The organism is Micromonospora sp. KC723, from assembly GCF_004348595.1.
GTDB lineage: Bacteria > Actinomycetota > Actinomycetes > Mycobacteriales > Micromonosporaceae > Micromonospora.
Genome location: NZ_SMKD01000108.1, coordinates 1 through 20,013 on the forward strand (window position 1 = coordinate 1; position 20,013 = coordinate 20,013).

The following is a 20,013-nucleotide window of genomic DNA, read 5'->3' on the forward strand; positions in this document are numbered from 1 at the left end:
GTGAAGGGGTGGGCGATCCCCACCGCCACGGACATCGCGTTCGCGCTGGCCGTCCTCGCCGTGATCGGGTCGTTCCTGCCGTCGGCGCTGCGGACCTTCCTGCTCACCCTGGCCGTGGTCGACGACCTGATGGCGATCGTCATCATCGCGGTGTTCTACACCGCTGACCTGTCGGTGCTGCCGCTGCTGGGCGCGCTGGTCCCGCTGGCCGCCTTCGGGGTGCTGGTGCGGCGTCGGGTCCGGTCCTGGTGGCTGCTGCTGCCGCTGGCGGCGGCAACCTGGGTGCTGGTGCACGAGTCGGGGGTGCACGCCACCGTCGCGGGTGTCCTGCTGGCCCTCACCGTGCCGGTGATCCGCAGCGAGTCGGCCGGCGGACCGGACGCCGGGCCGGGGTTGGCCGAGCACTTCGAGCACCGCTTCCGGCCGATCTCCGCCGGGGTCGCGGTGCCGATCTTCGCGTTCCTCTCCGCCGGCGTGACCGTCGGCGGGCTCGCCGGCCTGGTCACCTCGCTCACCGACCGGGTGGCGCTCGGCATCGTCGTCGGCCTGGTGGTCGGCAAGCCCCTCGGCATCATGACCGCCACCTGGCTGATGTCCCGGTTCGGCCGGGCCGAACTGGACGAGGGACTGAACTGGGTCGACGTGCTGGGGTTGGCGCTGCTCGGTGGGATCGGCTTCACCGTCTCACTGCTCATCGGGGAGTTGGCCTTCGGGTTGGGCAGCGAGCGCGACGACCACGTGAAGGTGGCCGTGCTCACCGGCTCGCTGCTCTCTGCCCTGCTCGCCACGGTGATCCTGCGCCCCCGGAACCGCAGCTACCGTCGCCTGCACGAGATCGAGAAGATCGACCGGGACCGGAACGGCGTTCCCGACGTGTTCGAGGCCGAGACGGACGGCGCCGCCGGTCGGTGACCAGGCCGGTCGCGGTCCGCGCAGCCACGGGCCGACCATCGCCGTGTCCGGGTCGGTCCGCTCACGCCAGGTCGACGGTGACGTCGGCGGGTGTGGCCAGGGTGTTCTCCACCGTGCAGTGTGCGGCCGTGGCGAGCAGCGCGGCCCGCCGGTCAGCCGGCAGGTCGGCCGGGGCGTGGACGATCAGCCGGACCGTCGCGACCCGGGCCGGCCGGTCGGTGGCCATCGTGAAGTCGCCGCTGACCCGCAGCCCGTCGCGGCTGAGGCCGTGCCGGGTCAGGTAACGGCCGGCGTAGAAGGCCACGCAGGTGGCGAGCGCGCCGATCAGCAGTTCGACGGGGGTGGGGGCGCTGTCGTCGCCACCGTCCCCGACCGGCTGGTCAACCCGTACGCGGTGATCCCGCACGGCGAACTCGTACGCCTCGCCGTCGAGGAACCGGGCCTCGATCCGGTTGGTGGTCGCCTCGGCTGGTTGTCCCATCGCGCCTCCTGCTCGTCCCCCATTGCATACCGCACCGGGCGCCCATCCGGGCGTCAACGGGGCGGTGCGCCCGCGCCGACGGGCTGCCGGACCGGCGCGCGGCGGCCCGGGCCGGCTCAGGCCGGATAGGCGCGGGTTTCGCTGGCCTCGACCGCCGCCCACACCCGCTGCCCCGGCTCCAGTCTCCACTGGGCCACCGCCGTCGCGCTGACGTCGGCGGCCACGTCGAGCGCCCCGGTGAGCTGCACGCGCAGGTGGTCGCCGTGCCGTTGCAGCCCGGCGACCGTTGCCGGCCAGGCGTTGCGGGGGCTGCCCTCGGGCCGGTGTGGGTGCAGCGCGACGGCTGCCGGGGGGAACACCACGAAGGCGTCCCCGTCGACCCGGTCGACGCTGGCGAGGGTGACCCCGTCGGCGAGGCGTACCCGGTGGCCGTCGGCGTGACCGCGGTAGAGGTTGAGCCCGACCAGCCGGGCGACATAGTCGGTGCGTGGGCGTGCGGTGACTGCCGCCGCGTCGCCCTCCTGCACCAGCCGGCCGTCCTCGACGATGACGAGCCGGTCGGCCAGCGCGACCGCGTCCAGCGGGTCGTGGGTGACCAGCAGCGCTGCGCCGTCGTGCGCGGACAGGTGCCGGTGCAGCTGTGCCCGGGTCTCCAGCCTGGTCCGCGCGTCGAGCGCCGCGAGCGGCTCGTCGAGCAGCAGCACCCGGGGGTGTACGGCCAGCGCGCGGGCCAGGGCCACCCGCTGGGCCTGCCCGCCGGAGAGTTGGCCGGGTTTGCGCCGGGCGTAGCCGGCCAGGCCGACGCGCTCCAGCCAGCCGGTGGCCCGTTCCCGGGCGGCCCGCCGGTCCAGGCCCTGCCGGCGGGGACCGAACGCGACGTTGTCCCGCGCGCTCAGGTGCGGAAAGAGCAGGTAGTCCTGGAACACCACGCCGACGCGCCGCCGTTCGGGCGGCACCCACCGGCCGTGGCCGGGCCGGTCCAGGTCGACGCCGTCGACCACGACGTGTCCGGCGGTGAGCGGTTGCAGCCCGGCCAACGCGCGCAGGGCGGTGGTCTTGCCGGCGCCGTTCGGGCCGAGCAACGCCACCACCTCGCCAGCGCCGACGCGCAGCGGCAGATCGAGGCGGAAGGCGCCCCGGTCGACGACCAGTCGGGCGTCCAGCAGCGGCGCGGTCACGGGCTGCCGAGCCAGCGGTCGCGCAGCCCGGCGAGGATCGCCACCGAGACGACGAGCAGAATCAGGCTGAGCACGATCGCGGCGTCCAGGTCGGTCTCCAACGCCAGGTAGACCGCGAGCGGCATGGTCTGGGTACGGCCGGGGTAGTTGCCGGCGAAGGTGATGGTGGCGCCGAACTCGCCGAGCGCGCGGGCCCAGCAGAGCACCGCGCCGGCGGCCACGCCCGGAGCGACCAGCGGCAGGGTGACGTGGGTGAAGGTGGTCCACCGGCCGGCGCCGAGGGTGGCCGCGGCTTCCTCGTACCGGATGTCGGCGGCACGCAGCGCGCCCTCGACGGCGATGACGAGGAACGGCATGGCCACGAACGCCTCGGCCAACACCACGCCGGTGGTGGTGAACGGCAGCGTCACGCCGAGGGTGTCGTCCAGCCAGCCGCCGAGCAGGCCCCGGCGGCCGAAGACCAGCAGCAGCGCCAGGCCGCCGACCACCGGCGGTAGCACCAACGGCACGGTCACCAGGGCCCGCACCACCCGGCGGCCGGGGAACTCCACCCGGGCCAGCAGCCAGGCCAGGGGTACGCCGAGGGCCAGGCAGAGCAGGGTGGCCAGGGTGGCGCACTGTACGGACAGCCGCAGTGCGGTGAGCACCCCCGGCGCGGTCAGTCGCTCCGGCAGGCTCGCCCACGGGGTGCGCAGCAGCAACCCCACCAGTGGCAGCACCAGCAGGAGCAGGCCCAGCGCGGCCGGCAGGAGCAGCGCCGCCGGCACCCGCCGGCCCGGCCCGCGCCCGGTGGACAGGTGACGCAGGGCCGTCACAAGACTGCCGGCGGTTGGAAACCGGCGGCGGTGAGCACGGCCGCGCCGCGTGCGGAGGTGACGAGATCGACGAAGGCGCGGGCGGTGGCCGGGTCGCGGGCGTCCCGGAGCGCCACGATCGGGTAGTCGTTGACCGCCCGCGCGGACTCGGGGAACTCGATCCCGTCGACCTCGGCGGCGGCCCGGGCGTCGGTGCGGTAGACCAGCGCGGCGTCGACCTCGCCGAGACGCACCTTGGCCAGCGCGCCCCTGACGTCCTGCTCGAGGGTGGCCGGGACGAGTTCGATCCCGGAGGCGTCCAGCGCGGCGCGGGCGGCGGCCCCGCAGGGCACCTGCTCGGCGCAGATCGCCACCTTCGTCCCGCGCCGGCCGAGGTCGGCCAGACGCCGGACGCGGCCCGGGTTGCCCTTGGGCACGGCGATGACCAACTGGTTGCGGGCGAAGACGACGGGGGCGCCGGCCGCGGCGCCGGCGTCGGTGACGGTGGTCATGTTCCGCGGCGCGGCGGCGGCGAAGACGTCGGCCGGGGCGCCCTGGGTGATCTGGGTGGCCAGGGCGGAACTGCCACCGAAGGTGAAGGTCACCGTGACGCCGGGGTGGTTGGCCTCGAACTCCCGTCCGATGGCGGTGAACGACTCGGTCAGCGAGGCGGCGGCGAAGACGGTCAGGGTGCGGCGGTCGTCGGTGCGGTCGGGCCGGTCGTCGGCGGTGCAGCCGGAGGTGGCGAGCAGGGCCAGCCCGGTCAGGGTGGCCAGGGCGCGGCGGATCGTCATGTGCTGGTCCTTCCCCGGGCGCCGCCAGGTGCGGCGCGTTCCACCACGACGGTGGTCGACTTGATCACGGCGACGGCGACGGAGCCCACCTCGAGGCCGAGTTCGTCGACGGCTTCCCGGCTCATCAGCGACACCACCCGGAACGGCCCGGCCTGGATGTCGACCTGGGCCATCACGGTGTCCCGGATGACGGCGGTGACGATGCCACGCAGCCGGTTGCGGGCCGAGGTGACGTCCGCGCCGGCGTCCGGCTCGGCGGCCTGGGCACGCACGAAACCGGCCAGCTCCGTCCCGTCGACCAGCCGGTGGCCGTGCTCGTCGCGGCTGGCGGGCAACCGCCCGGCGTCCACCCAGCGGCGCACGGTGTCGGTGCTGACCCCCAACAGCTCGGCGGCCTCGCTGATCCGGAAGACGGTCACCGGGACACCCTAGCCCGCCGCGTCTGCGAGGCGGAAGAGCCGTTAGGGCTGGCGTACCCGAGGCAGATGGTGGACAGTTTGCCGCAGGTGCGGCACCCGGGCTTCGGGTGCCGGCGGGGCGGGCGCCGGCCGGTGCGGCGGCGGGGCGGACGCGACGGCGATCTGCGCGGAGAGCGCCAGTGACATCACTGATTGTGCAATATATTATCGTCGATGGTCGTCGTTGACCGTCGTCTGGGCCGTTGCCCGCCGACCTCCGACACGCATGGGGGAACGACGTGGATCGCATCGCAGTCCGTCCCGACCAGATCCCGACTCCGCCGCCGCTGGACGATCTGCGGCACACGGCGCTCGGTGAGATCCCGCTCTCCCGGGCGAGGGCAGTCGCCGACGCCCACCACCACCGGGTCAACCGCCCGACCGGCGTCGATGTCCAGGGCTTCGGCTCTGCGATCTGAACCGGCCGGGCCGCCCGGTGAGGCCACCGGACGGGTCAGCCCGCTGAGTCAGTACGTGCTGAAGCTGACCAGCCGCTGCGACCTCGCGTGCGACCACTGCTACGTCTACCAGCACCCCGACCAGTCCTGGCGTCGGCAGCCGCGTGTCATGGCGGCGGCGACGCTGCGGGCCGCCGCCCGCCGGATCGCCGAGCACGCCGCCGCGCACCGGCTCGACGCCGTACGGGTCGTGCTGCACGGCGGCGAGCCGCTGCTCGCCGGCGCCGCCGGCCTGGCCGCCGCCGCCGGCGAGCTACGCCGCCGGATCGACCCGGTGGCCCGGCTCGACCTGCGCATGCAGTCCAACGGCGTCCTGCTCACCCCGCGCGTCTGCGACGTGCTCGCCGCCCACGACGTCAAGGTGGGCATCTCCCTCGACGGCGACGTGTCCGCCAACGACCGGCACCGCCGCCACGCCAACGGCGCGAGCAGTCACGCCGCCGTACGCCGTGCCCTCGCCCTGCTGCGCCGCCCGGAGTACCGGGCCGGCTACGCCGGCATCCTCTGCACCGTCGACCTGGCCAACGACCCGGTCCGGGTGTACGAGGCGCTGCTGGCCGAGGAGCCCCCGCAGATCGACTTCCTGCTCCCGCACGCCAACTGGGACCGCCCGCCGGTCCGCCCCGACGGGGTCCCCACCCCGTACGCGGCGTGGCTGCTCGCGGTGCACCGGCGCTGGCTGGCCGACGGCCGCCCGGTGCCGATCCGCCTGCTGGAATCCCTGATCTCCACCGCCGCCGGCGGCGCCAGCCGGACGGAGGCGGTGGGGCTCGGCCTCGCCGACCTCGTCGTCATCGAGACCGACGGCACGTTCGAGCAGGTCGACTCCCTGAAGTCGGCCTACCACGGCGCGCCGGCCACCGGTCTGGACGTCTTCCGGCACCGCGTCGACGACGCCGCCGCACACCCGATGATCGCCATGAGGCAGACCGGCCTGGCCGGTCTCTGCGCCACCTGCCGCGAGTGCCCGGTGGTACGCCAGTGCGGCGGCGGTCTCTTCGCCCACCGGTACCGCGCCGGCACCGGATTCGACAACCCGTCCGTCTACTGTGCCGACCTGAAGGAACTGGTCCACGCCATGGTGGGCACTCCCGCGCACGCGCCGGCACGCCGGCAGGGCGCCGACGCGCTCAGCCGCGCGGTGCTCGACGACCTGGCCGGTGGCCGGGGCACCGAGGAGAGCGCCCGGCAGCTCGCCTCGGTCCACCTCGGGATGGTCCGCGCGCTGCTGGTCGCGCTCAGCCCGCGGGCCGCGGACGACCCGGTGGCCGCCGCCGGGTGGCGGCTGCTGGTCGACCTGGACGTCGCCGCGCCCGAGGCCGTCCGCGTCGTCCTGGAGCATCCGTTCGTCCGCCGGTGGGCGCAGCGCTGCCGCGACGGCGTGACCGGCGACCTGGCGTACCTGGCGGCTGTGGCGGCCGCCGCCGCGATCCGCGCCGGCGTCGGGGTGACGCTGGACGTGCCGGTCCGCGGGGGGGTGCTCGGCCTGCCCACGCTGGGCGCGTTCGACGTTTCCGCCGACCTCCCGACGGCGCGGCTGACCAGCCGCGAGGGCGGCTTCGACCTGGCCGTGGCCGGGCGGCGTGAGCGGGTGCGCCTCGCCGACCCGCCCGCGGCCTGGCAGCCGGCGCGGCGGGTCCGGGCCGGCGGCCGCGAACTGCTGCTGGAGGACGTCGACCCGTACCGGGACTGCTACCACCTGCCCGTCGCACCCCGCCTGGCCGACGCCGACGCCGCACGGTGGACCGAACACCTGGACGCGGCGCTGCGTCGCCTCCGGGGCGAGGCCGACGGCGGGTACGCCCCGGCCGTCGGCGCGCTGCTGCGGGCCGTCGTGCCGTTGCGGCCCGACCCGGCCGGGCGGCAGCGCAGCGCCGCCGCGGGGGCGGCCTTCGGCGCGGTGGCGGTGGCCCCCGCGCCCGACGACGCGGCGCTGGCCGTGCTGCTGGTGCACGAGGTGCAGCACCTCAAGCTCGACGCGGTGCTCGACGTCTGCGACCTGTTCGACCGCGCGGACGAGCGCCGGCTGACGGTGCCGTGGCGCCCCGACCCCCGCCCCGTCGAGGGCGTCCTGCACGGCACGTACGCCCACCTGGCCGTCGCCGACATGTGGCGGTCCCGGCCCGGCCCGGCCGCGGCCGCCGCCTACCGCCGCTACCGGGACTGGACCGTCGGCGCCCTGGACGCGTTGCTCGGCCTCGGCGCGCTCACCACCGCCGGTGACCGCTTCGTCGGTCGGATGCGCGACACCCTGGACAGCTGGTCGTGACCGACGGCGTGCTCGTGCGGCCGGTGCGGTCCCGATGACCGCGCCCGCCGCCGTCGTCCGGGGCGGCACGGGTTGGCAGGTGTCGATACTGTGGTGCGCCGAGGATGTCCACACCGGGCGGGAGCGGCAGGTGACCGAGGAGGAGTTCCGCGTCGACCCCGGCGCGCCCGTCTTCTTCCTCAGCTACGCCCGGTCCCGCAACCGAATCGCCGCGCCCCCGCGCGACACCAACCAGAAGGTCTTCCAGCTCTTCGTCGACCTCTCCGACCACGTGGTCGAGCTGCTCGGTCTGCCGCCCGGGCGGCAGGCCGGGTTCATGGACCGGATGCTCGACGGCGGGCAGGTCTGGACCGACGACCTCGCCTTCGCGGCCGGGCACTGCCAGGTGTTCATCCCGCTGATCTCACCGCAGTACCTCAACAGCCCCTGGTGCGCCCGCGAGTGGGACGCCTTCGCCCGCCGCCGGTTCACGGTGCGCCCGGGGGCGAGCGCTTCCCCGGGGGAGACCCCGATCATCCCGGTGAACTGGTCGGTGGTGGAACGCCGGTCGATGCCGCCGGCCGTGTCGCAACGGCAGATGTTCAGCCCGACCCGGCTACCCTCGGACATCGCCCCGCAGTACCAGGAAGAGGGCATCTACGGCCTGCTGAGCCTGGGCAAGAACGGCAAGGACGCCTACGACGCGGTGGTGTGGCGGCTCGCCCAGCGTGTCGCCCGCGCGTACCACACCCACTGGGTGCGTGCGGAGGTCCCCACCGACCTGGGTCAGCTCCGCACGACGTTCGAGGAGGTCGGGCATGACCTGGTCTGACACCGCCTCGACGGGCGTGCCGGCGGGCCGGCAGACGTACTTCTTCCTCAGCTACGCCCACTCGGTGCCGCTGTCGGCCGCGGCCCGGCCGGACACCGACTTCTGGGTCAACCGGTTCTTCCAGGACCTCGCGTTCGCGGTCCGGGACCGGGCCCACCGGACCGCGGAACTCGACGTCGGTTTCTTCGACGGGCTGGTCGACCCCGGCGCCGACCTCAGGCGGACGCTCACCGACGCGCTCAGCGTCACGCACGTCTTCGTCCCCCTCTACTCGCCCAAGTACTTCGGCAACCCCTGGGCGGTGGGCGAGCGCGACTCGTTCCGCAGCCGCCTGGTCGGCCTGCCGCCGGGCCGGGCTGCCCGACACGTGCTGCCGGTGCTCTGGCTGCCGCTGCCGCCGTGGGAGGAGCGGCCGGAGACGGCCCAGGCGCTCAGGCTGGCCCAGGATCCGGCCGACCGCGCCGACTACGCCGAGAACGGGCTGCGGGCGTTGTGCAAGCTGAGCGCCTACCGGCGGCCGTACCGGGCGATCCTGGCGGCGCTCGCCGAGCGCATCGTCGCGGTCACCGAGTCCGAGCCGTTGGCCCCGTCCCGGGCGGTGGCCCTGACCCGCAGCCCGGGGGTCGAGAGCGGGGACACCCCCCTGGTGATCACCCTGGTCACCCCGCACGGGGCCGAATGGCGGCCGTACCACGGCCAGCACGCGCTCACCGTCGCCGACTACGTGGCGGCCACCGCGGAGCGGTTGGGCCTGCCCACCCGGGTCGTCGACCTGGCCGAGGCCCGGGCGCGGGCGGCGGAGAGCCCCACCGTGGTGCTGGTCGACGCCACCGTCGGCGCGGGCGCGGCGCGGGCGGCGGTCGACGATCTGCCCCGCTGGGCCGTTCCGCTGGTCATCGCCCCCGACGGCGCGCGTGGCGACGCCACCCCCGAGACGATCGCCGGTAGCTTGCAGGACGCCCGGTTCCCGCAGGTGCTGCCGGTACGCGAGATCGCGGAGTTCGAGCGCTGCGCTCCGCAGTTGGTCATCGAAGCCCGCAAGCTGTTCCTGCGGCACGGCCCGGTCGATCCGCCCGACGGTCCGGCCGAGCCCCGGCCCAGCCTGCGAACGGACGGGCCGTCAGACGCACGGCGAGGGAAGGACCACCGATGACGCCACCACGCGAGGGCCAGGTCGTCACCTTCTACTCCTACAAGGGCGGCACCGGCCGCACCATGGCGCTGGCCAACACGGCCTGGATCCTGGCCGCCAACGGGCAGCGGGTGCTGGTCGCCGACTGGGACCTGGAATCCCCGGGGCTGCACCGCTTCTTCGCGCCGTTCCTCGACCCGGAACAGGTCGCCTCCACCGGCGGCGTGATGGACCTGATCCTGGAGTACGAGTGGGAGAACGCGCGGCGGCGCAAGGCCGGCGACACCGACACCCGGCCCGGTGACTGGCACCGCCGCTTCGCCCGGGTGCACAACTACGCCTTCTCGGTGAGCTGGGACTTTCCCGGCGGCGGCAGCCTCGACCTGCTGCTCGCCGGCCGGCACAACCCCGACTACGCCACCAGCGTCACCGGCCTGAACTGGGACAACTTCTACAACCGGCTCGGCGGGGCGCAGTTCTTCGACGCGCTGCGCGAGGACATGAAGCGGCACTACGACTGGACGCTGATCGACAGCCGCACCGGCATCAGCGACGTCGCCGAGATCTGCACCATCCACCTGCCGGACGTCTTGGTCGACTGTTTCACCCTCAGCGGCCAGGGCATCGACGGGGCCGCCGCCGTCGCCGCCCGGGTACGCGGCTACGAGGGCCGTCGCGCCCGGCGGGTGCTGCCGGTGCCGATGCGGGTCGACGACGGGGAGAAGAGCAAGCGGGACGCCGGCCGGGCGCTGGCCATGCAGCGCTTCGCCGGCCTGCCCAGCGGCATGACCGACGCCGAGCGGCAGGAGTACTGGCTGACCGTCGAGGTGCCCTACCGGGCGTACTACGCCTACGAGGAGACCCTGGCGACCTTCGGCGACGAACCGGGCGGCCGGACCACGCTGCTCAGCGCGTACGAGACGCTGACCGGCCACATCACCAACGGCCGGGTCACCGCCCTGCCCCGCATCGACGAGGCGCTGCGGCTACGGACGGTGCAGCGGTTCGAGCGCAAGCCCGCCGTCGCCGACGAGCTGATCGTGCTGCGGCACGTCGCCGAGGACCAGGCCTGGGCGGAGTGGGCGCAGGCCGTGCTCACCGCCGCGGATTTGCGGGTGCTGCCTGTCACGCCGGACGAACCCGCCCCGGTCCGGGCCGGCGTCACCTACCGGGAGCTGCGGCTGGTGTCGCGCGCGTACCGCGCCGCGCGGGACCGGTCCGGGCCGGAGATCGTCCCGCCCGGCGTGCCCACGCTGGCGCTGCACCTGGACGACACCCCACCCTCGCCGGAGCTCACCGCCGGCGGTTGGGCCTCGGTGCACGACCGGGGCGCGGACGCGGCCGCCGAGCAGTTGCTGCGCCTCGTCGGTCGGCCGGCGGGCGAACCCGGGCGCGCCGTCCCCGGCGCCCGCTACCCGGCCGTCGGGGCGGAGGTGTTCAACCCGCCGGGGCGCAACGTCCGGTTCACCGGGCGGGAGTCGCTCCTGCGCCGCCTGCGCGAGGAGCTGAAGACCGCCGGCGGCGGGGCTGTCCCGGTGGCGCTGCGCGGCGGCGCGGGCATCGGCAAGACCCAGCTGGCCATCGAGTACGCCCACCGTTTCCGTGGCGCGTACGACGTGGTCTGGTGGGTGGAAGCCGACCCGCCGCAGTTCGTCGACGTCCAGGTGGCCGACCTCGGTCGGGAACTCGGCCTGCCGGAGCTGCCCACGATCCCCGAGAAGACCCGGGCCGTGCGGCAGTGGCTCAGCCGGGGGGAGCGGCGGGACGGCACGGGCCATCCGGTGCGTTGGCTGCTCGTGTTCGACAACGTCGACCAGTACGAGCACGTCAAGGACTTCCTGCCGCAGGGCAACGGGCACGTGCTGGTCACCACCCGCAACCCGGACTGGGGCGACCTGGCCCGGGCGGTCGACGTCGAGGCGTTCCAGCGGACGGAGAGCGTGACGCACCTGCGGGCCCGCATCGGCGAGGAGTCGATGAGCGTGACCGAGGCCGAACGGGTCGCCGACGCGGTGGAGAACATCCCGATCCTGGTGGCGATGGCCGGCGCCTGGCTCGCCGACACCGGCACGCCGGTCGGGGAGTACCTTGCCGGGCTGGAACGCACCGGCCCGGAGACCGACGTCTGGGGCCGGTCGCTGCGACGGTTGCGGGAACAGTCCGCCGGGGCGTACCGGTTGTTGCAGCTCGCCTCGGTGCTGGCCCCGGAGATCTCCCTGGAGCTGCTCTACGGCGACCAGGTGGCACGGGTGATCGCCCCGCACGATCCGGTGGTCGCGGCCCGGGTCGCCGACCGGGTCGACGAGCGGGACATCGCGGCGGCGCTGGTGCAGCGGATCAACCGACTGGCGCTGATCAAGGTGGACCTGCACGCGCAACGGGTGCAGGTGCACCGGCTGCTCCAGGCGGCGCTGCGCGCCCGCATGTCCGACCGGGAGCTCGACGAGGTCAAGCACGACGTGCACCGCATCCTCGCCGGTTCCCGTCCCTCCGGGGAGGTGGAGGACCCGGCGTTGCAGGAACGGCTGCGCATCCTCTGGCCGCACCTGGACGGCTCCGACGCGGTCTCCTGCTCCGACGACAACGTCCGGCAGTTGGTCATCGACCGGATTCGTTACATCTACCTCAACGGCGGCTATGCCCAGGGCGAGCAGTACGCCCGGCAGGCCGACAAGATCTGGTCGACCCGGTTGGGGGAGCTGTCCCCGGACTCGCCGGCCCACCGCGCGCTGCGGGTGCAACTGCTGCACCTGCGGTTCAACTGGGCCAACCTGTTGCGCGGTCTGAGCCGCTTCGAGGAGGCCTGCCGGCTGGACGAGGACACCCTGCACCAGCAGGAGGAACTGATCGGCGCCAGCCACCCGTACACCCTGATGACCGCCGGTGGCTACGCCGGGGACCTGCGCGCGCTCGGCCGCTACCGGGAGGCGTTGGAGCGGGACCTGCGGACCTACGCGGCGTCGGTGGAGGTGTTCGGCGAGGACCACCGCCGTACCCTGATCTCCGCCAACAACCTCGCCGCGTCGTACCAGATGATGGGTGACTTCACCAAGTCGCGGGAGCTGGACGAGAACACCTACCGTCGGTTGCGGCTCGTCCTCGGTCCGGATCACTTCCGTACCCTGCTCTCGGCCAGCAACCTCGCCCGTGACCTGCGTGAACTCGGCGAGTACGAGCGTTCGGTGGCGCTGCTGCGCGGCGCGGTGGAGGGCTACCGCAACATCTTCGGCGACCAGTCCCGCGACGTGCTGGCCACACAGGCCAACCTGGCCGCCTCGCTGCGCAGCACGGGGGAGATCGTCGCGGCGGGGGAGCTGCTGGAGGTCGCCTACGAACGGTTGCGGGCCAGTTTCGGGGCGACCGACCCGGACACCCTGTTCGCCTGGCTGAGCTGGACGGCCAACCTCATGCTCCTCGGCGAGGGCGAGCGGGCCCGCGGCGAGCTGGTCGAGGCCGAGCAGGTCCTCACCCAGGTCTTCGGCGTCGGGCACCCCTACGTGTCGGTGTGCCGGAACAACCTGGCGGTGGCCACCTGGGACGCCGGCGACACCGCGGGCGGCGCGGCGCTGGCCGGGTCGGCCGCGGCGGGGCTGCGGGCGGCGCTGAACCCTCGCCACCCGTTCGTGATGGCGGCCGACAACAACGTCGCGGTCTTCACCGTGTACGCCGGTGACCTGGAGACCGGGCGGGAGCAGTTGCGCGACGTGGTGGCCCGGCTGACCGACGTGCTCGGTGCCGAGCACCCGGACACCCTGCGCAGCACCGGTAACCTGGAGGTGGTGAACCAGATGGCCTCGGGCGGGCGGGTCAGCATCGGTCGGACCCGCGTCGCCGACCGGCTCGCCGACCGGATCGGCCAGCACCATCCGAGCGTGCTGGTGCTGCGGGACGGGCGGCTGGTACGCCGGGTTCTCGATCCCCACCACTACTGAGCGGGGCGGGTGCCGATCAGCAGGTCGCGGGCGGTCGCCGCGCCCGCCTCGGTCAGCCAGCCCAGCACCCGGGGCAACTCCTCCACGGCGTCGAAGTGGGCCGCGCCCGGCTGTACCTCGATCTCGGCGCCCGGGATCTGCCCGGCGAGCCACCGGGCGTGCCCGACGGGGGCGAAGGTGTCCTCCGCGCCGTGCCACAGCCGTACCGGGGTTCGCGCGGTGTCGATCGCGCCGAGGTCGAACTTCCAGCTGCGGCGCAACGCCAGCACGTCGTCGATCCAGCCGTACGGGCCGGCCCGCAGCGCCTCCTCGTAGGTGTCGGCGATGAGCCGGCGCAGCGCCGCGTCGTTGATTGCCCGCCGGTCGGCCGCGCTCATCTGCACCATCAACTCCTCCAGCAGGAACCTCGGGTCCTCGGCGACCCGGGCCGCGCGCCGGCGGATCTGCGCGATCATCGTCGCCGTGTCGTGGTCCTCCCGGCCGCCGAAGCCGCGGACGTTGTCGCCGTTCATCCCGGCGAACCAGTCCAGCCGGGCGGCGTCGGCGGGAGCGAAACTGACCAGGACCGCCACCCGGGCCACCCGGCCGCGCAGCGCGCCGTCGGCGGCGCAGGCCAGCGCGTGCGGGCCGCCACCGGAGCGACCGGCGATGGCGAACCGCGTCAGGTTGAGCTGGTCGGCGATCGCTTCGACGTCCCGCGCGGCATCGGCCACGTCCCGCCCCTCGCGGCGTTCCGAGTCGCCGTAGCCCGGCCGGTCGTAGGCGATCAGCCGCACACCCATCCGGTAGAGCACGATGCTGCGCGGCTTCGGGCCGCGCCGGCTGCCGGGGGTGCCGTGCATGAGGAAGACGGGGAACCCGTCGGGCGCGCCGGTGACCTCGTACGCCACGCGCCTGTTGTCCGCGCGTTGGGCGAATCCGGCCCCAGGCTCACCGTCTCGGGTCACTCCAGCCTGCCTTCCGGTGCTGCGTTCAGCCCACGTCCGTAACCCGGTGCCGGGTGGCGCCGCGACCCGGCACCCATCCGACAATCAAGCCTAAGGGTCGGGTCGGTCGGGCCGCTACGGAGTGCATCGACATGCGGACCGATCTGTCGGAAACGACACCAGGGCGGCACCGGGGCGGGAAACTTCCACGCCGGTCAGCGCCGGGTGTCGTCGTCCGGGTCGACGCCGGGCGGCTGCCCCGGGACGACCGCGCCGGCCAGGGCAGCGGCCGGGTCGCCGTAGCGCCAGTGCACCCGGTACTGCGCCCGCAGCCGGGGGCGTGGCACCTCCCACTCGTACGCCACCACGCCCTCGCGTTCCTGCCGGCGTGGGGTGACGTCCGCGGTGGTCTCGGAGGTGAAGGAGGTCTCGCTGGCCCAGAGCGTCGGGCGGGTGGCGGCCGGGAAGGCCAGCCGTACGGTGAGCCGGCGGGTGGGCAGCCGGATGTCGCGTTGCAGCCAGTCGCCGAACTTCCACGCCGGCACCCGGTAGGCGTAGTCGACCACCGTGCGCTGCCCCGGATAGAGCGGCGCCGGCGCCCCGCCGCTCTCCAGCGGCAGGGCGATCTTCAGGAAGGCGTCCCGGCTGCGGGTCACCCGCCAGCGCATCGGCTCGGGACGGTCGGCGCCGAGGAACGCCCGGAAGTCCACCTCGTCGAGGGTTAGCGGGTGGCGGCTGTGGAAGGCGGCGGAGCGGGCCGGGTCGTCGGGAAACCGGTCGATGTCGATCTGCACGGTGTGCCGGGTGATCGGTTCGGTGCCGACGCTGTGCAGCACCCGCCGGAACCGGCACTCGTACGCCCCGTCGACGAGCGTCAGGTCGGCCTGTTCGTCGTCGATCACCAGATGTGGCCCGGCCGGGGGCGGAACGGCGGTGGGGCCGAGGACGGGCAGTCGTCCCGCCGTCCGGGTGCCGGCGAACGCGACGTAGCGCTGCCAGATCCGGTTGCCGCTGTCGAGCGCCAGCTCCGCCCGCCGGGCGAACTCCTCGGTCGGCTGGTGCCGCCCGTTCTCGATGTGGCTGACGTACGAGGGGTCGAAGCCGGTCCGCTCCGCCAGTTCCTTCTTGGACAGCCGGCGCTGGTGACGCCAGTGCGTGAGCTCCCGTACGAAAGCCGCCGCCGCATCGTCCTGTATGGAGCTACCCATGCCCCCGTCCCTCAATGTCGGGCCTCAAGTGTGTCCCAGGTGTTGCGGTCGCGCCAGCCATGATCGGGACGTTCGTCGGCAGCCCGGACAGCGGATGGCCAGATTGTGAACCTCCCGTGACGGGGCGGACAACGCGCGGCGGCCCGCCCTCCGGCGACCTCGGCCGATCCCCGGACCGCCGCCGCCCGGCCGGCGTGGGAAACCCCGTGCCGGGGTATCACTTCCGGACATGAGCCCCAGCACCACGGTGAAGTCCGACATCCGGTCCCGGACCGGCACGGTCGCGGTCGTCGCCCACCGGAAGAAGACCCTCGGCGCCGGCCTCGACGCGCTGCGCGCCGCCCTCGTCTCCGCCGGGGTCGAGCGCCTGCTCTGGTACGAGGTGCCGAAGAGCCGCAAGGCCCCGAAGAAGGCCCGCGAGGCGCTCAGGAAGGGCGCCGACCTGGTCTTCGTGTGGGGCGGCGACGGCATGGTGCAGCGCTGCGCGGACGCCCTCGCCGGCGCGGACGCCGCCATGGCGATCCTGCCCGCCGGCACCGCCAACCTCTTCGCCGCCAACCTCGGCATCCCCACCGACCTCGCCCAGGCGGTCCAGATCGGCCTGCGCGGCCGGCGGCGCACCCTCGACCTGGGCCGGCTCAACGGCGAACACTTCGCGGTGATGGCCGGCGCCGGCTTCGACGGGGACCTGATCCGCGAGGCCGACCGCAAGCTCAAGGGCAGACTCGGCCGCGCCGCGTACGTCTGGACCGGGCTGCGGCACGTCCGGGGCGAACTGACCCGCACCCGGATCACCGTCGACGGCACCGACTGGTTCGACGGCGAGGCGAGCTGTGTCCTCTTCGGCAATGTCGGCACCATCACCGGCGGCGTGCCGGCCTTCGACGACGCCCGCCCCGACGACGGGGCCCTGGAGATCGGCGTCTCCACCGCCAGCGGCGCGGTCGACTGGGCCCGCACCCTGGGCCGGATGGCCACCGGCCGCTCCGAGGACTCGCCGTTCGTGCGGATCACCCGGGGCCGCAGGGTGAAGGTCCGCTTCGCCGAACCGAAGACGTACGAGCTGGACGGCGGCGCACGGGGACGGACCAGACGGCTCAGGGTGAAGGTCGTGCCCGGGGCGTTGACGGTCTGCTGCCCCGACGCGGACGGGTGAGCGGATCGTTCGGGGGTGCCGCCGGTCACGGTGGGCTGGATCCCGACCCGTGGCCGAGGATGGTGCGGTGGATCCGTCCCTGCGCCGCTACCTCCACGATCTGGTCGACGCCGCCCGTACCCTCCTCGGCGAGGACCTGGTCGGCGCGTACGCGGCCGGCTCGGTCGCGCTCGACGCCTACCAGCCCGGCCGCAGTGACGTCGACGTGGCCCTGGTCGTCGCCGCTCCGTTGGACGCCGGACAGAAGCGGGCCCTGGTGGCCCGGCTGCGGCACGAGGCGCTGCCCTGCCCGGCGCGCGGCCTGGAACTGGTCGCCTACACCCGGGCGGCGGCCGGGTCGGGCACCCCGGAGCCGGCGTTCGAGGTGGAGCTGAACACCGGGGCGCGGATGGCGTTCCGCGCCACCTACGACCCGGCGCGGCGGTCGGCCGCCGACGGCCGGTTCTGGTACGGCCTGGACCGCAGCATCCTGCATCAGCACGGGTACGCCCTGCTGGGTCCGCCCGCTGCCGGGACCTTCGCCGACCCGCACCCGGACGATTTGCGCCGCCTGTTGGTCGAGGCGCTGCGTTGGTGGCTGGCCCCACCCCGGTCCGCCGGCGCCGTCGCCGACGGGGACGGGTACCTCGAACGCGTCGCGGCGCACGTCGACGCCGACGGCGGTGCGGGCGTCGCTGACGGCGCGGCCGGCGGCGACGTGACCGACCGACCTGCGGCCGGGACCGAGGACGCGGTGCTGGGGGCGTGCCGGTCGCTGGTTCGGGTGGAGGACGGGGTGTGGCTGTCGAAGCTGGCTGCGGGCCGGCGGGTGGCCGCGTCGGGCCGGCACGTCGACCTCATCGAACGGTCCCTGGCCGCCCGGCAGGGCGGGCCGCCGCCCGGCAGGGCCGAGGCACGGCACTTCCAGCGCTGGGTGCTCCACCGCGTGGCGGACCGGGGGTACGGCTCCCCGGGGCGGCCGGGTGGCTGACCGGCGCCACACCGGCCGGTGTCCCGTCCCACACGCTGCTGCGGATCCGTGACCACGGCCACCCTCTGCTGGTACGTCCGCGACCCGGCGGACGCCTGAGCGCCGCCGTCAGGGTGTGACGTGCGGTAACGCGACCCACGGTCCGGCCACGGTCAGCCGCTCGACACCACCTCGGACCGGTGCGCCGACGCCGGCACGTACGGCTCCGGAGCCGGCCGGTCCGGTACCGCGTGCACGGCCGGCCGATCCTCCGGCGCGTCCTCCGTCAGCTCCACCGGCGGGCGCGCCGTCACCACCGGGAACTCGGCGGTTTCCGACCCGCCGGCCGCGGCCGCCATCACCGCCGCCGCCGCGAGGTCCGCCACCCGCTTCGCCTCCCGCTGCACCCGCGCCCGGACCTCCTTGGCGTGCCGCTCCACCGAGTCCGCCGCCTGGCGGGTCTCCTCCAGCCGCCGGGTCTCGGCGGCGAGGTGGCGACGGGCCTCCTCCAGCTGGCGCTGCACCTGGAGGAGGTCCCGTTCCGCGGTGTCGCCCTCCTGCCGGATCTGCGCGAGCTGCGTGCCGGCGGTGTCCAGCTCCTCGTGGACCTGGACCAGTGCCTGCTGCCGCTCCGCGATCTCCCGCCGCACCGCCGTCAACTGCTCCTGGTGGGCGGCCACCTGTTCGTCAGCGCGCTGGCGGACCTCCGTGGCGTACTGCTGCGCCTCCGCGATCAATGCCTGGATCCGCTGCTCCGCGGCGCTGTGCTGGCTGGTCAGCTCCTGCTCCGCCGCCGCCCGCTGTGCGGCCAGTTCCTCCTCGACGGCGGCCCGCCGTTCCGCGATCTCCTTCTCCGCCGTCGCCTGGAGCTGGGCCAACTCCTGCTGGCTCTGCGTGCGGGCCGCCTGCATCTCCTGCTGGATCTGGGTGCGCGCCGCCTTCGTCAAGGCCTCCGCCGCGGCCCGAGTCTGGGTGATTTGCTTGGCGGTCTGTTCGCTGACCCGCTTGGCCTCCTGCTGGGCGCGCTCGTGCGCGGCCTCGCCCTCGGCGCGCAGCCTCTCGGCCCGCTCGTGGATCTCGGCCAGCTCCTGTTCGGCCACCGACCGGCGTTCCTCGTACGCCTTGTCCTGCTCGGCCCGGCGCGAAGACAGCTCGTCCTCCAGGTCACGCAGCGCCTGGCTGGTCCGTTCCCGAGCCTCGGCGAGCAGCTTCTCCGCCTCGTTCTGCAGGGCGTTCACCCGCTGCGTGGCTGATTCCGTGATGACCCCGGCCTGCTTCTCGGCCAGCGCCAGGATCTGGTCCACCATGGGGCCCAGGTCACGGAAGGAGGCCCGGTCCACCTGTGCCGGCCGCTGCCGCAACTCGGTGACCTCCGCCTGGAGGCGCTGGATGTGTGTGGTGAGCCCGTGGAGTTGGCCGGCCACCTGGTCACGCTCCGCGGCCAGCCTCGCCAGCTGGCCGTCCGTCTGCTCGACGTACCGGTCCACCTGCCGCTTGTCGTAGCCGCGCAGGGCGGTTTCGAACTGCGGCCGAGCGGCCGTGTCGTCACGCAGCGCGAACGGCTCTTCGCCGTTGGACATCCAGCACCCTCCGTACCTTCCGAGCGCCGCGCGGAATCGCCCACGGGCCAGTGATGTGGCGCAACGCTACCGCCGTTGCGGCCCCGGTCATAGGCCTGCCCCGCTGATCGGGACGGTCGTGGGGGTTCGGCCGCCGACGGGTCGACCGAACATCTCCGGATGGCGGCTTGCCGGTTAGGTGGGCCGTCCGTGACAGCGATGTCTGGCACCCACCGCCGTCGATTCGCCGGTGGCCCGCGTGCCGGCGGCCGGAGGAATGCGTCGTCGGACCCGAGAGACACCGCCAGGGTGTTGCCGGAACGCGGCGACGGCGTCCTGTCCGCGGTCGACGGACCGCCTGGTCCCGCGAGGGGTGTCCGTCGCCGTCGGGACACCGCTCGTGCGGCGGAGGACGCGGCGACGGTGCCCGGGCGACCCGTGTGACGCGGGACGCTTCCGGCGGATTTGACGATCAACTTACCGGGGGCGTAACTTTCTCTCTGCCAGCGCGGAACGGACGAAACAGGCGAAAGTCCTGGTAGGCCGGGCGCGGGAATGGACCTGGGGTTGCGGGGGTTGGTCTCTCGTAGCCTGACCGGTGGTGCCCCTGGATCTGCCCTGGTGCGGATTTGGTGGGCGGGAACCAATCGGGTATGGTTCATCGCCGGCAGGAACCGGGCGAGTCTGCGGGAGACTGCGGCGGCCGGCCTGCCGGAAGCCACGAGGAGAGCGGCGGAAGCCAATTGACTTGTGGTGCCCGGAATGGGGTTGATGTGGTGCGGATCGCGATAGTGCGGTTTGACGCGGTGGATGCCTCCGGGTAGCGTAGTAAAAGTGCTCGCCGCGCTGGTGGTGGGCGTTGGAGGAAGTGCCCCTGCTGGGGCCTCACGGTGTGGGGTTTCTGGTGGGTGTGTGGTTGTTTTTTGAGAACTCAACAGGGTGCTTGTTAAGCCAGTGCCAATTATGATTGATACCCCGTGCTGGCTGGGTCTGCTT

At 73.9% G+C, this 20,013-nt stretch carries 16 protein-coding genes; 8 read left to right on the plus strand and 8 right to left on the minus strand.

The annotated features are described in order from the left end of the window. A partial coding sequence (locus E1165_RS21275) for a Na+/H+ antiporter NhaA (RefSeq protein ID WP_132393550.1) occupies positions 1–912 on the plus strand: 912 nt, incomplete at its 5' end. Positions 913–973: 61 nt separating this feature from the next. On the opposite strand, the gene E1165_RS21280 is transcribed toward E1165_RS21275, so the two are convergent. From E1165_RS21280 to E1165_RS21300, 5 genes are all read right to left on the minus strand, one after another. Then, positions 974–1,393, minus strand: coding sequence for an OsmC family protein (locus E1165_RS21280; protein ID WP_132393551.1), 420 nt, complete (start codon positions 1,391–1,393; stop codon positions 974–976). A 116-nt stretch (positions 1,394–1,509) separates the two neighbouring features. Next, entirely contained in the window at positions 1,510–2,571 is a 1,062-nt protein-coding gene (locus E1165_RS21285) for an ABC transporter ATP-binding protein (RefSeq protein WP_132393552.1), read from the minus strand. Beyond that, positions 2,568–3,386 carry an ABC transporter permease gene (locus E1165_RS21290; protein ID WP_132393553.1) on the minus strand — a complete coding sequence of 273 codons (819 nt, stop codon included), beginning with the start codon at positions 3,384–3,386 and terminating at the stop codon, positions 2,568–2,570. The genes E1165_RS21285 and E1165_RS21290 overlap by 4 nt, the downstream gene beginning before the upstream one ends. After that, complete coding sequence (modA, locus tag E1165_RS21295; RefSeq protein WP_371687373.1) at positions 3,383–4,153, minus strand: molybdate ABC transporter substrate-binding protein; 771 nt, start codon at positions 4,151–4,153, stop codon at positions 3,383–3,385. The genes E1165_RS21290 and modA overlap by 4 nt, the downstream gene beginning before the upstream one ends. 2 nt (positions 4,154–4,155) lie before the next feature. Further along, on the minus strand, positions 4,156–4,578 hold the full coding sequence (locus tag E1165_RS21300) for a molybdopterin-binding protein (protein ID WP_132393555.1): 423 nt from the start codon (positions 4,576–4,578) through the stop codon (positions 4,156–4,158). 278 nt (positions 4,579–4,856) lie between these two features. On the opposite strand from E1165_RS21300, the gene E1165_RS21305 reads away from it, so the two are divergent. From E1165_RS21305 to fxsT, 5 genes are read left to right on the plus strand one after another with little or no spacing between them, the layout of a single operon-like run. Beyond that, entirely contained in the window at positions 4,857–5,036 is a 180-nt protein-coding gene (locus E1165_RS21305) for an FXSXX-COOH protein (RefSeq protein WP_132393556.1), read from the plus strand. Further along, a complete protein-coding gene (locus tag E1165_RS21310) occupies positions 5,008–7,344 on the plus strand; it encodes an FxsB family cyclophane-forming radical SAM/SPASM peptide maturase (protein ID WP_132393557.1) in 2,337 nt (778 codons plus the stop codon). The genes E1165_RS21305 and E1165_RS21310 overlap by 29 nt, the downstream gene beginning before the upstream one ends. 34 nt (positions 7,345–7,378) lie before the next feature. Then, positions 7,379–8,155 (plus strand): TIR-like protein FxsC, encoded by a 777-nt coding sequence (locus E1165_RS21315; protein WP_243704906.1) that lies wholly within the window; start codon positions 7,379–7,381, stop codon positions 8,153–8,155. Then, positions 8,142–9,308, plus strand: a complete 1,167-nt coding sequence (locus tag E1165_RS21320) for a TIR-like protein FxsC (RefSeq protein ID WP_132393558.1) — start codon at positions 8,142–8,144, stop codon at positions 9,306–9,308. The genes E1165_RS21315 and E1165_RS21320 overlap by 14 nt, the downstream gene beginning before the upstream one ends. Beyond that, the gene (fxsT, locus tag E1165_RS21325; protein WP_132393559.1) at positions 9,305–13,219 is read left to right on the plus strand and encodes an FxSxx-COOH system tetratricopeptide repeat protein; all 3,915 of its coding nucleotides are present in this window, start codon (positions 9,305–9,307) and stop codon (positions 13,217–13,219) included. The genes E1165_RS21320 and fxsT overlap by 4 nt, the downstream gene beginning before the upstream one ends. Here fxsT and E1165_RS21330 read toward each other — a convergent pair. Together E1165_RS21330 and E1165_RS21335 are read right to left on the minus strand one after the other, a co-directional pair. Next, entirely contained in the window at positions 13,213–14,166 is a 954-nt protein-coding gene (locus E1165_RS21330; RefSeq protein ID WP_132393560.1) for an alpha/beta fold hydrolase, read from the minus strand. The genes fxsT and E1165_RS21330 overlap by 7 nt on opposite strands. Before the next feature lie 194 nt (positions 14,167–14,360). Then, on the minus strand, positions 14,361–15,353 hold the full coding sequence (locus E1165_RS21335; protein WP_132393561.1) for a helix-turn-helix transcriptional regulator: 993 nt from the start codon (positions 15,351–15,353) through the stop codon (positions 14,361–14,363). A gap of 229 nt (positions 15,354–15,582) precedes the next feature. Here E1165_RS21335 and E1165_RS21340 point away from each other — a divergent pair, with 229 nt between their 5' ends. Both E1165_RS21340 and E1165_RS21345 read left to right on the plus strand, forming a co-directional pair. Continuing rightward, a complete protein-coding gene (locus E1165_RS21340; protein ID WP_132393562.1) occupies positions 15,583–16,509 on the plus strand; it encodes a diacylglycerol kinase family protein in 927 nt (308 codons plus the stop codon). A gap of 67 nt (positions 16,510–16,576) precedes the next feature. Beyond that, a complete protein-coding gene (locus tag E1165_RS21345; protein WP_243704908.1) occupies positions 16,577–17,479 on the plus strand; it encodes a nucleotidyltransferase domain-containing protein in 903 nt (300 codons plus the stop codon). Between the two features lie 152 nt (positions 17,480–17,631). On the opposite strand, the gene E1165_RS21350 is transcribed toward E1165_RS21345, so the two are convergent. Beyond that, the gene (locus E1165_RS21350) at positions 17,632–19,038 is read right to left on the minus strand and encodes a DivIVA domain-containing protein (protein WP_132393563.1); all 1,407 of its coding nucleotides are present in this window, start codon (positions 19,036–19,038) and stop codon (positions 17,632–17,634) included. Positions 19,039–20,013: the final 975 nt, after the last annotated feature.